Here is an 11,821-nt window from a genome sequence, read left to right as displayed (position 1 = left end):
TAAATGGAAAGAGAGAATCCCGCCGGGACGCGTTAGAATTGACCTAATGTGGCAACGGCTCTCCTTCAGAACGCAATTGTTTCTTCCGCTCGGCTTGAGCTTCCTCGCCGCGCTGATCATGGGCGGCTTGCTGCTCCAGACCTTCGCGACGGGCCAGCTTGCCGACGAGACCGAGCCGGGCCGACGCTCGACCCGGACCGTCGCCGCGGCGCTCAACAGCACCCTGAGGGCCTCGAACGACCCTCGGAAGATGCTCGATGCATTTGTCCATTCTTTGGACACCTCCTCGGATTTTCAGTTCCGTTCGGCGGAAGCGGGTCCCGCGCCCTCTGCGAAGGACAGCCTGCGCGGCCCGCGCGGCGTGCCGCAATGGTTCGTGAACCTGATTGCCGTTCCGGACATGGACGCGGCATCTCCTGTCCTCATCGACGGCAAGCGTGTCGGCGACATCGTGTTCATGCCGGACCTGTCAGCCGACATGTTCGAAAAATGGATCGGCTTCCTGGCGCTGACGAGCCTCATCGCCGTGCTGATGGTCCTGACCGGAACCATTGCCAATCTCTTTGCGGGATCGGCACTGCGTCCCCTGCAAAATCTCGGCGCTGGCCTCACCCGAATCCGGCGCGGCGATTATGCGACGCCGATCCCTGTTGCGGGGCCCCCGGAGCTTCGGCAGAGCTGCGAGGAAGCCAATGCGCTGGCGGCGACGCTCGCGCAATTGAGCCAGGACAATCGCAACCTCCTGCACCGCTTGGTGTCGCTGCAGGACGACGAGCGGCGCGACCTCGCGCGCGAACTGCATGACGAGCTGGGTCCGCTGCTGTTCAGCATCCGCGCCGGCACGATCGCGCTGAGCGAATCCTCGCCGCAGGCGGGACATCTCGGCAACCCGGCGCAGGAGGTGATGCGATCGGTCGAGGCGCTCCAGCAGGCCAACCGCCGCATCCTCGACCGGCTCCGGCCGCTCTACATCGAGGAATTGGGGCTCGAGACCAGTGTGCAGACGCTGCTGCAGAACTTTCGCAGGCAGGCCTCGCATATCGAGCTGACGGCCATGATCGATCCTGATCTGAACGCAATCGACGGACCGCTGGCCCAGACCGTTTATCGGCTGATCCAGGAGGCGCTGACCAACGTGCTGCGCCACGCCGGAGCGAGCAATGTCCATGTGCAGGCGACCATTGCCGGCGAGGTGCTCACGCTCGAAATCTCCGACGACGGCGGCGGCCTTCCCGAAGCCAATGTCTTCGGCCGCGGCCTGACCGGGATGCATGAGCGCGTGCGCGCGCTCAGTGGATCGCTGTCACTGCTGCGCGCGAATGATCGAACCTATGTGCGCTGCCGCCTGCCGGTCGGGACCGCGCGAGACGAGCCGGCGTCTGGCTAGCACGCGCAGCCGTCGTGGGAGTTCTGTCGCGACGGCGTGCACAGCGTGCTGTAAATCTTGCCCTCCGCGCTGAAGCGAAACGAGGCATGAACGCGCAGCGAGCCCGCGACGGAATATTCGAGATCGATGCCATCAGGTGCGGGATTGATTTCCTCCAGGCCGAAACCGGCGGAGGAGAACGCGCTGAGCCGCGGTCCCCAATAGGTTTCGAGCTCGCGCCGGCCGCGATAGTGCTGCGTGCCGTTGCAGGCGCATTCGACCTGGGCGTCGTCCGCATAGAGGTCGAGCAGCGTCGCAAGGTCGCCCTTCCGGCAGGCATCCACCCAGTCGACGACAAGTCCCATCTGGTCGAAATCGCTCAACGTCAACATCCTGATCGCCGCGAAAATTTGTCTGCGGCTTAGGATCACCCTCGTGAATATGCGCTGAATAATAAAGTCCGGGCGATTCCGGGTTCCCTCCGGGAACCTACGGACCGTCAGGCCGAGCGCCGTCCCCTCACCCAGACTCCGAACGCGATCAGGACCGCGCCTGCGAGTGCGAACCAGGTGATGGCGTATTGAAGGTGATCGTCCTTCAGATGCACGTCGAGCGGCCCGGGACGCGGAATGCCGTTCTCGGGCGCGGGTTGCTCGAGATCGACGTAGAATGGCGCAACCGTGCCCCAGCCGAGCGCGCTTGCGATCGCCAGATGATCGCGCACGAACCAGAGCCGCTTGTCGCGGTTGCCCGCCGGCGTCATCCAGCCTGCGGCTTCCGGAAAGCGAAGATAGCCGGTGAGCGCGACGGGCTGCCCGGTCACGAGCTTCTTCACCGCGCGATCCTCGACGCTGCGGTCCTGCATCGTGTTCTCGACGAAGCCCGCATCGATCACGACGGTCTCGCCGCTGGGAAGCCGCGCCGGCAGGAACGCCCAGGTGCCCGGTCCCGAAGCATCCTTGCGCACGGCGGAGCCGGACGAATAGACCATCGCATCGGGCGAGGCCGCATAGGTCGCCGTGAAGCTGACGCGGCGGAATTCGTCGCGCGCGGGATTGAGCGTGGGCCATTGCGCCGGCGGCGGCAGCGCAACGGGTGCCGCGGCCAGACGCTCCGTGAGCGCGGCGACCAGCGCGTGCTTGGCGGTGCGGCGCTGCAATTGCCAGAGGCCGAGTGCGACGCAGACGGCCGCCAGGAACAGCGTGAACAGCGCGAAGCCGGCCACGCGGGGCTTGCGCGCGGTCTCGTTCATTTCGCGCGGTCGACCAGCCGGCCCGGCGCCGCCTTGTGGTGGAATTGCAGGGCGATCAGCAGCGACTTCATCGCGCGCAGCGGCAGAAGCGTGGTGGCGAGGATCAGCGGCAGCCACAGCACCGCATGCACCCAGTACGGCGGCTGATACTTGACCTCGACGATGAGGGCGCACGCAACGACGATGCCGCCGGCCAGCATGATGATGAAGATCGCCGGACCATCGCCGGTGTCGATGAAGGCATAGTCGAGGCCGCAGCGGTCACAGGAAGGCGCGAGCGTCAGGAAGCCCGCGTAGAGCTTGCCCTGGCCACAGCGGGGGCATTTGCAGGCAAGCCCGCGCATGGCGCTTTGCAGGACGGTGGTCTCGGGCTCGGATTTGCCGGCGGTGTCGTTCATGGCGAAGGACTCTATCACAGTTTCTGTTGAAGCCTCGGGTCGCCGGAAAGCAAAAGGGCGGCCTTTTGGCCGCCCTTTCTCAATCCGTTTTCAGCGCGCTCAGTGCGCGCCGTGAGCCATGGTCTCGGCGCCGTGTCCCCACACATAGATGCAGAGGAACAGGAACAGCCAGACCACGTCGACGAAGTGCCAGTACCAGGCGGCGAACTCGAAGCCGAGATGCTGCGTCGGCGTGAAGTGGCCGGCATAGGCGCGGAACAGGCAGACCAGCAGGAAGATGGTGCCGACCAGCACGTGGAAACCGTGGAAGCCGGTCGCCATGAAGAAGGTCGCGCCATAGACGTTGCCGCCGAACGAGAACGCCGCGTGGCTGTACTCATAGGCCTGCACGCAGGTGAAGAGCGCACCGAGCACGACGGTGAGGATCAGGCCGTATTTCAGGCCCTGGCGATCGTTCTCGAGCAGCGCGTGGTGCGCCCAGGTGACCGTGGTGCCGGAGGTGAGCAGGATCAGTGTGTTGAGCAGCGGCAGATGCCAGGGATCGAAGGTCTCGATGCCATGCGGCGGCCAGGTGCCCGGCACCGCGCAGGCGCCGGCTGCGGTGCCGAGGCCGCAGCCGAAGACGGCGTCGCGGGTGGCGTGGACGGCGTCGGCCGGAAACAGTGCCGCGTTGAAATAGGCCCAGAACCAGGCCACGAAGAACATCACCTCGGAGGCGATGAACAGGATCATGCCGTAGCGGTGATGAATCTGCACGACGCGGGTGTGGTCGCCCTTGTACTGGGCTTCCTTGATCACGTCGCCCCACCAGCTCGCCATTGTATAGAGCACGCCGACGGTGCCGATGCCGAACACGATCGGCGCGCCCTTGAACATGTGGTGCATCCAGGTGATCGCACCGACCGCCATGATGAAGGCCGAGATGGAGCCGACGACGGGCCACGGCGACGGATCGACCAGGTGGTAGTCGTGATGCTTGGTGTGCGCCGTTGCCATTGCGGTCTCTCTCCTCAATCCCGTGCCTGTCAGGCACTTATCCCCTTGCGTCCAATCCCCGCGGCGCCAGGCCCGGCGATCAGAGATTTCCCTTGCGTTTGTCGGCTTCGCCCGATGCCAGCGGCTTCACCACCGGATCCTTCACCGGATAGAACGTGTAGGACAGCGTGATCGTGTTCAGCCCGTCGTTCTCGTGATCGTCGGCGATCGACGGATCGACGTAGAACACGACCGGCATCTCCCGCTTCTCGCCCGGCGCCATGGTCTGCTCGGTGAAGCAGAAGCAGTTGATCTTCTGGAAATAGGAGCCGACCGTCAGCGGCGCGACGTTGTAGGCAGCCTGGGCCGCGGTGGTGCGCGCGGCCTGGTTGGTCACGGTGTAAAAGACGGTCACGACCTGGCCGATATTGACCTCCATCTCGCTCTGCTCCGGCTCGAACTTCCAGGGCAGGCCGGGCGCGACGTTGGAATCGAACCGCACCGAGATTTTCCGCGCGATTGGTCCCGTGGCGGGCGCCGAGGTCGCGACCTGGGTCGTGCCGTTGAAGCCGGTGGCGCGGCAGAACCAGTTGTAGAACGGCACCGCCGCGTAGGAGGCGCCGACCATCAGCGCGACCACGCCGCCGCAGATCGAGGCGACCAGCACGTCGCGGCCAAGACCCTTGCGAGGCGCATGCCCCTTGGTGGCCGTCCGGCTCTGATCCTGCGCTATGGTCGGCTCTTGATCCATGTTTCCTACATCGGCCGGATGAGCACCGCTGGTCCCTTGACCATGGTGACGGCGAAGAACAACACCACGAGCACGCCGAGCGCCAAAGCAATGGCAACCGAGCGCTGACGACGGCTCTTCTTCTGCGCCTCGGTGAGGACGATTCCATCTCTCTCGGGTTTGTCGGCCATTCCTGCGATCATGCGCCCCCTGCCATCGGAGCAAGCGCTCGGAACACGACCTCGGCCAGCAGGGTCGCAAACAGCGCGAACAGGTAAAGGATGGAGAAGGCGAACAGCTTGCGGGTCGCGCGCAGCGACTGGCTGCGCTCGCGGCGCATGTAGACGTTGATCGCGAGCACCAGCATGCCGGCGCCCAGGATCAGCGAGACCACGCCGTAGACGGCATCGAAATAGCCGAGCGCCCACGGCACGGCGGCGACCGCGATCAACACGATCGTATAGAGCAGGATCTGGAGACGCGTCGCGTCGGGGCCGGCGACGTTGGGCAGCATCGGAATGCCGGCGCGGGCGTAATCGTCGGAGCGGAACAGCGCCAGCGCCCAGAAGTGCGGCGGCGTCCAGAAGAAGATGATGGCGAACAGCAGCAGCGGCTCGACGTCGACCGTGCCCGTGACCGCGGCCCAGGCCACCACCGGCGGCAGCGCACCGGCGGCACCGCCGATCACGATGTTCTGCGCGGTCCAGCGCTTCAGGCCCATCGTGTAGATCACGACGTAGAAGAAGATGGTGAAGGCGAGCAGCGCGCCCGCGATCCAGTTGACGAGGATGCCGAGCGTCATCACCGAGAAGAAGGACAGCGTCAGGCCGAATGCCATCGCCTCGCCGCGCGTGATGCGGCCGCGCGGGATCGGCCGGTTCGCCGTGCGAGACATCTTCGAGTCGATGTCGCCTTCGAGCGCCATGTTGAGCGCGCCCGAGGCGCCGGCGCCGACGGCAATGCAAAGCAGCGAGGTGATCGCCAGCACCCAGTGGAAGTGCCCGGGCGCCATCGCCATTCCGACCAGCGCGGTGAAGATGACCAGCGACATCACCCGCGGCTTGAGCAGCGCGATGTAGTCGCCAACCTCCGCTTCGGAGATGCGGGGATTGATGTCGACGGCGTTGTGGTCGAGGACGGACACTAGTTTTGACTCGCTTGTTCATAGAGCCGCGGCGCCCGTGACGGGCGCCGCGGAAGATCGATCACTGCACGCGGGGCAGAACTTCGAACTGGTGGAAGGGCGGCGGCGAAGGCAGCGTCCATTCCAGCGTGGTCGCGCCCGCACCCCACGGATTGTCGCCGGCCGGCACCTTTTTCGCGAAGGCGTCGAACACGCAGTAGAGGAAGATCAGCACGCCGAAGCCGGAGATGTAGGAGCCGAGCGACGAGATCAGATTCCAGCCTGCGAACGCGTCGGGATAGTCGACGTAGCGGCGCGGCATGCCGGACAGGCCGAGGAAGTGCTGCGGGAAGAACACCAGGTTGACGCCGATGAAGGTGACCCAGAAGTGCGCCTTCGCCAGCGTCTCGCTGTACATGTAGCCCGACATCTTCGGGAACCAGTAGTACCAGCCGGCGAAGATCCCGAACACCGCGCCGAGCGACAGCACGTAGTGGAAGTGCGCGACGACGTAGTAGGTCTCCTGCAGCACGCGGTCGACGCCGGCATTCGCCAGCACGACGCCGGTGACGCCGCCGACGGTGAACAGGAAGATGAATCCCACCGCCCAGATCATCGGCGCGCGGAACTCGATCGAGCCGCCCCACATCGTGGCGATCCACGAGAAGATCTTCACGCCGGTCGGAACCGCAATGACCATCGTGGCGGCGACGAAATAGGCCTGCGTCGCCGAGGACATGCCGACCGTGTACATGTGGTGCGCCCACACCACGAAGCCGATGCCGCCGATCGCGACCATGGCGTAGGCCATGCCGAGATAGCCGAACACGGGCTTGCGCGAGAAGGTCGAGACGATCTGGCTGACCATGCCGAAGGCGGGCAGGATCAGGATGTACACTTCGGGGTGGCCGAAGAACCAGAACAGATGCTGGAACAGCACGGGGTCGCCGCCGCCTTCCGGATTAAAGAACGTCGTGCCGAAATTGCGGTCGGTGAGCAGCATGGTGATCGCACCGGCGAGCACCGGCAGCGACAGCAAGAGCAGGAACACCGTCACCAGGATCGACCACACGAAGAGCGGCATCTTGTGCAGGGTCATGCCCGGCGCGCGCATGTTGAAGATCGTGGTGATGAAGTTGATGGCGCCCAGGATCGACGAGGCGCCGGCCAGATGCAGCGAAAGGATCGCGAAATCGACGGCCGGACCCGGATGCCCCGAGCTCGACAGCGGCACGTACATGGTCCAGCCGGCGCCGACGCCGTTGGCACCCGGCTCGCCCTCGACGAAGGTCGACATCAGCAGCAAGGCGAAGGAGGCCGGCAGCAGCCAGAACGAGATGTTGTTCATGCGCGGGAACGCCATGTCGGGCGCGCCGATCATCAGCGGCACGAACCAGTTGCCGAAGCCGCCGATCATCGCCGGCATGACCATGAAGAAGATCATGATCAGGCCGTGAGAGGTCACGAACACATTGTAGGTGTGCGTCTCGTGGAAGATCTGCACGCCCGGATACATCAGCTCGGCACGGATCGCGACCGACATCGCGGCACCGATCACGCCGGCGATCACCGCGAAGATCAGGTACATCGTGCCGATGTCCTTGTGGTTGGTCGAATAGACGTAGCGCCGCCATCCGGTCGGGTGGGCGTGCTCGCCATGTCCGTGGTCTTGCGCGTGATCGCCGTGTGCCGCTGCGCTCGTTGCCATTTTCAAATCCTGCCTTGCGTCCCGTTCGGACCTCTGGAGGTCCCGCCCTTTATGTCGCTTTCGGTCCCCTTAAGCCGTCACCCGGCGCTTACTGCGTCGGGCCGGCCGCGGAGGCGAAAGTGCTGGTGCCGCCGCTTGCATATTTCTTCTTCGCCGTTTCAACCCAGGAGGCGAACTCCTTGTCCTCCACGACGCGAATCGCGATCGGCATGAAGGCATGGTCCTTGCCGCACAATTCCGAGCACTGACCGTAATACATGCCGACCTTGGTGGCCTTGAACCAGGTCTCGTTCAGCCGGCCCGGAATGGCGTCGATCTTGACGCCGAAAGCCGGCAGCGCGAAGGCGTGGATGACGTCGGCGCCGGTGACCTGGACACGAATCACCTTGTTGACGGGCACCACCAGCTCGTTGTCGACGCCGAGCAGGCGGGGCTGCTTGTCCTGGGCCATCAGCGAGTCGAACTCGAACTTGCCGTTATCAGGATAGGCGTAGGACCAGTACCACTGCTTGCCGGTGGCCTTGATGGTCAAATCCGCCTTCGGCACGTCGAGCTCGAGGAACAGCAGGCGGAACGACGGCACCGAGATACCGACCAGGATCAGCACCGGCACGAGCGTCCAGGCCACCTCGATCAGCGTGTTGTGCGTGGTCCGCGACGGCACCGGATTGGCCTTCGCGTTGAACTTGACGACCACGATCACGAGCAGCGCCAGAACGAACAGCGTGATCAGCGTGATCAGCACGAACAGGAAATTGTGGAACCAGACGATGTTGTCCATCACCGGGGAGCCGGATTCCTGAAGCGTCCATTCCCACGGCTTCGGCTGCCCAAGCTCGGCAAATGCCGCACCGCCCGTCGCCAGCGTCAGACCCGCCACGGCCAATCCCAGCAAGTGCCGGCCGACCCGGCCCATCGACATCCTCATGCCGTCGCGCTCCCCTTACGAAATCACCCCAAGTGCATTCCCCTGTTGGTGGGAAACGCTTATTCGATCCGCCCGTCTGACAAACCGCCGCGCAAGAATACCTCTAAGAGGAATTGGGGCCAGATCGCTAGAACGCCGAAATCAAGCCTCTCAAACCATAATTCTTGATCTATCGCAATGCAGTCTTGAGCCCCGTCTGTCAGCCATCACCCGCAAGATATTTCCTAGTAACATCAGACAAAAATACCGTTTCCCGGGATGCTGCCGCTTGACAGCGGAATTGCCCGCGGTAGGCACTGGCAGACCGCCGCGCAGGAACCTGATTCGTGCGGGCGATGGCGGTGTGGGCGGCGCGGAATTTGCTTGCGAATCGCCTTCAAGACGCCGTCATTCCCGTATCAGTCCGCCAGATGCGAGCGATCCAGGCGAGCAAAGGGACCGACCCGATGGGGTTTTCGAGATGCACGGCAAGGCCGGCGACAAGGCAGGCTAGCGGCCTCACGATGCTGGCCGCCCTGCTGGCGGCCGCCGTCGTCCTGGCCCTGCCCGGCCTCGCCCATGCGCAAGGCGCGGTGCGCTCCGTCCATGGCGACTGGCAGATCCGCTGCGACACCCCGCCGGGCGCCCAGTCCGAGCAATGCGCCCTGATCCAGAGTGTGGTGGCCGAGGACCGCTCCAATGCCGGCCTGACCGTGATCGTGCTCAAGACCGCCGACCAGAAGAGCCGCCTGATGCGGGTGGTCGCCCCGCTCGGCGTGCTCCTGCCCTCTGGCCTCGGCCTCAAGCTCGACAACCAGGACGTCGGCCGCGCCGGCTTCGTCCGCTGCCTGCCCAATGGCTGCGTTGCCGAGGTCGTCATGGACGACAAGCTGCTCGGCCAGCTCCGCGGCGCCAAGACCGCCACCTTCATCATCTTCGAGACGCCGGAAGAAGGCATCGGCTTCCCGCTCAGCCTGAACGGGCTCGGCGAGGGGTACGACAAGCTGCCGTAGGGCAACTGGACCGGCGGCGATTCTATTGTTTCCGTAATGTGAGGTTTCGCGCCCTCGCGGAACCGTTCCAAAACCATTATCTTGCCTCACATCCCCCGATAATGGACGGACGCATGACCAATCCAGCCACAACCTCCCTGCTCGACCGCGCCAATCTCGACCGCGACCAGGTTCGCAACGAGGTCGCGCGGGGGCTTGCCGGCGCCGACGACGGTGAGCTGTTCCTGGAATACAGCCAGACCGAAGCGCTGATGTTCGACAATGGGCGGCTGAAGCAGGCGACCTATGACACCTCGCAGGGTTTTGGCCTGCGCGCGGTCAAGGATGATGCGGTCGGCTACGCCCACTCCTCCGACGTGTCGCTGCCGGCGCTGATTCGCGCCGCCGACGCGGTCGCTGCTGTCCGCGGCGGCTATTCCGGCAGCTTTGCCGCCCCGCCAGCGCATACCAACGTGCGGCTTTATAGTGACGACAATCCGCTGGACGCGCCCGGCTTCGAGACAAAAGTAAAACTGCTGGCCGAGATCGACGCTTACTTGCGCGACAAGGATCCGCGGGTGCGGCAGGTCAGCGTCAGCCTGGGCGCGACCTGGCAGGTCGTCGAGATCCTTCGTCCCGACGGCGAGAGCTATCGCGACATCCGCCCGCTGGTGCGCGTCAACGTCTCCGTCGTCGCCGGCCAGGGCGACCGGCAGGAGAGCGGCAGCAAGGGCTATGGCGGCCGCGCCGGCTATGCCGAATTCATCGAAAGCAAGAACTGGCGCGACGCCGCCGACGGCGCGCTGCGCGAGGCGCTGGTCAATCTTGAGTCGATTCCCGCCCCCGCCGGCGAGATGGACGTCGTGCTCGGCGCCGGCTGGCCCGGCGTGATGTTGCATGAAGCCGTCGGTCACGGTCTCGAAGGCGATTTCAACCGCAAGAAGACGTCGGCGTTTGCCGGCCTGATGGGCCAGCAGGTCGCGGCCAAGGGCGTCACCGTCGTTGACGACGGCACCATCGCCTCGCGCCGCGGCTCGCTGTCGATCGACGACGAGGGCACGCCGACCAACCGCACCGTGCTGATCGAGGACGGCATTCTGGTCGGCTACATGCAGGACCGCCAGAACGCGCGCCTGATGAACATGAAGCCGACCGGCAACGGCCGCCGCCAGGGCTATGCCCACGTGCCGATGCCGCGCATGACCAACACCTACATGCTCGCGGGCGACCGCGATCCGGCCGAGATTCTTAGCTCCGTGAAGAACGGCGTGTTCGCAGCGAATTTCGGCGGCGGCCAGGTCGACATCACCTCGGGCAAATACGTCTTCCAGTGCACCGAGGCCTACAAGATCGAGAACGGCAAGCTGGGCGCGCCGCTGAAGGGCGCCATGCTGATCGGCAACGGGCCGACCGACCTGCATCGCATCCGCATGATCGGCAACGATCTCGCGCTCGACACGGGCATCGGCACCTGCGGCAAGAACGGCCAGGGCGTGCCTGTCGGCGTCGGCCAGCCGTCGCTTCTGATGGAACGCATTACGGTGGGTGGAACGGGCGCATGAGCGTTGAGAAGGTAACTGCCGCTCCCAAGCGGAAGAGCAGCGGCTGGGCTGGCCAGCTCATGCAGCTCGCCGGCATCGTCGCCGCCGTGTTCATCGCCAAGGGCGCGCTCGCCGAGCCGTTCTACGTGCCGTCGGGCTCGATGGAGCCGACGCTGCTGATCGGCGATGCGCTGCTCGCCTCGAAATTCCCCTATGGCTACGGCACCTCGTCGCTGCCGATCCAGATCAACCTGCCCGAAAGCGGCCGCGTCTTCGCTGAGACGCCGAAGCAGGGCGACGTCGTCGTCTTCCGCTGGCCCGGCGATCGCTCGCAGGCCTGGGTCAAGCGCGTCGTCGGCCTGCCCGGCGACCGCATCCAGATGCGGCAGGGCCAGCTCTTCATCAACGACCGTCCCGCCGAGCTGAAGCCTGATGGCATTGGCGCGGCCGAGGACGACAATGGCGGCAGCGAGCCCGCTCACCGCTATGTCGAGACGCTGCCGAACGGCGTGTCGCATCTGATCTTCAAGATGCGCGACAACGGCCCGCTCGACAACACGCAGGAAGTGACGGTGCCGTCAGGCCATCTCTTCGTGCTCGGCGACAACCGCGACAATTCCGCCGACAGCCGCGTGCCCTTGCGCTCCGGCGGCGTCGGCCTGCTGCCGATCGACAATCTGGTCGGACGCGCCGATGCCGTGGTCGGCTCCTGGGATCTCGGCATGCGCAGCCAGCCGGTGTATACGTGGCTGTCCGGTTTCCGGCTCGCGCGGTTCTTCACCGCCGTGCACTGACGGCTCGATGTCTTTACCTCTCCTGCAAGCGGGAG

Annotated in this window: 13 protein-coding genes; 4 read left to right on the top strand and 9 right to left on the bottom strand. The window is 65.0% G+C overall.

Annotated features, from left to right (window positions below):
• Positions 1-46: 46 nt before the first annotated feature.
• A complete protein-coding gene (locus tag I3J27_RS03770; protein WP_270165400.1) occupies positions 47-1,387 on the top strand; it encodes a histidine kinase in 1,341 nt (446 codons plus the stop codon).
• Here the strand turns inward: I3J27_RS03770 and I3J27_RS03765 are convergent.
• The 9 genes from I3J27_RS03765 to coxB form a co-directional block, all read right to left on the bottom strand.
• On the bottom strand, positions 1,384-1,749 hold the full coding sequence (locus I3J27_RS03765) for a nuclear transport factor 2 family protein (protein ID WP_270173030.1): 366 nt from the start codon (positions 1,747-1,749) through the stop codon (positions 1,384-1,386). The two genes, I3J27_RS03770 and I3J27_RS03765, sit on opposite strands and share 4 nt — an antisense overlap.
• 116 nt (positions 1,750-1,865) lie before the next feature.
• Positions 1,866-2,618 (bottom strand): SURF1 family protein, encoded by a 753-nt coding sequence (locus I3J27_RS03760; protein WP_270165398.1) that lies wholly within the window; start codon positions 2,616-2,618, stop codon positions 1,866-1,868.
• Positions 2,615-3,016 (bottom strand): DUF983 domain-containing protein, encoded by a 402-nt coding sequence (locus tag I3J27_RS03755; protein ID WP_270165396.1) that lies wholly within the window; start codon positions 3,014-3,016, stop codon positions 2,615-2,617. The genes I3J27_RS03760 and I3J27_RS03755 overlap by 4 nt, the downstream gene beginning before the upstream one ends.
• A 99-nt stretch (positions 3,017-3,115) precedes the next feature.
• A complete protein-coding gene (locus tag I3J27_RS03750; protein ID WP_270165394.1) occupies positions 3,116-4,012 on the bottom strand; it encodes a cytochrome c oxidase subunit 3 in 897 nt (298 codons plus the stop codon).
• 79 nt (positions 4,013-4,091) lie between these two features.
• The gene (locus tag I3J27_RS03745; protein ID WP_270165392.1) at positions 4,092-4,742 is read right to left on the bottom strand and encodes a cytochrome c oxidase assembly protein; all 651 of its coding nucleotides are present in this window, start codon (positions 4,740-4,742) and stop codon (positions 4,092-4,094) included.
• A 5-nt stretch (positions 4,743-4,747) separates the two neighbouring features.
• Positions 4,748-4,924 carry a cytochrome c oxidase system small membrane protein gene (locus I3J27_RS03740; protein WP_270165390.1) on the bottom strand — a complete coding sequence of 59 codons (177 nt, stop codon included), beginning with the start codon at positions 4,922-4,924 and terminating at the stop codon, positions 4,748-4,750.
• Complete coding sequence (locus I3J27_RS03735) at positions 4,921-5,865, bottom strand: heme o synthase (RefSeq protein ID WP_270165388.1); 945 nt, start codon at positions 5,863-5,865, stop codon at positions 4,921-4,923. The genes I3J27_RS03740 and I3J27_RS03735 overlap by 4 nt, the downstream gene beginning before the upstream one ends.
• Before the next feature lie 61 nt (positions 5,866-5,926).
• Positions 5,927-7,552, bottom strand: a complete 1,626-nt coding sequence (gene ctaD, locus I3J27_RS03730) for a cytochrome c oxidase subunit I (RefSeq protein ID WP_270165386.1) — start codon at positions 7,550-7,552, stop codon at positions 5,927-5,929.
• Positions 7,553-7,640: 88 nt separating this feature from the next.
• The gene (coxB, locus tag I3J27_RS03725) at positions 7,641-8,480 is read right to left on the bottom strand and encodes a cytochrome c oxidase subunit II (protein ID WP_270165384.1); all 840 of its coding nucleotides are present in this window, start codon (positions 8,478-8,480) and stop codon (positions 7,641-7,643) included.
• Positions 8,481-8,926: 446 nt separating this feature from the next.
• Between coxB and I3J27_RS03720 the strand changes: the two genes are divergently transcribed.
• The 3 genes from I3J27_RS03720 (at position 8,927) to lepB (ending at position 11,786) form a co-directional block, all read left to right on the top strand.
• The gene (locus I3J27_RS03720; protein WP_270165382.1) at positions 8,927-9,472 is read left to right on the top strand and encodes an invasion associated locus B family protein; all 546 of its coding nucleotides are present in this window, start codon (positions 8,927-8,929) and stop codon (positions 9,470-9,472) included.
• 113 nt (positions 9,473-9,585) lie between these two features.
• Entirely contained in the window at positions 9,586-11,013 is a 1,428-nt protein-coding gene (gene tldD / locus I3J27_RS03715; RefSeq protein WP_270165376.1) for a metalloprotease TldD, read from the top strand.
• Complete coding sequence (gene lepB / locus I3J27_RS03710) at positions 11,010-11,786, top strand: signal peptidase I (RefSeq protein ID WP_270165367.1); 777 nt, start codon at positions 11,010-11,012, stop codon at positions 11,784-11,786. Before tldD ends, lepB begins: the two co-directional genes overlap by 4 nt.
• Positions 11,787-11,821: the final 35 nt, after the last annotated feature.

Origin of the sequence: Bradyrhizobium xenonodulans (assembly GCF_027594865.1) — a bacterium.
Classification (GTDB): Bacteria; Pseudomonadota; Alphaproteobacteria; order Rhizobiales; family Xanthobacteraceae; genus Bradyrhizobium; species Bradyrhizobium xenonodulans.
Note: the sequence above shows the minus strand (reverse complement) of the source record. Positions and strands in the feature narration are given on the sequence as shown.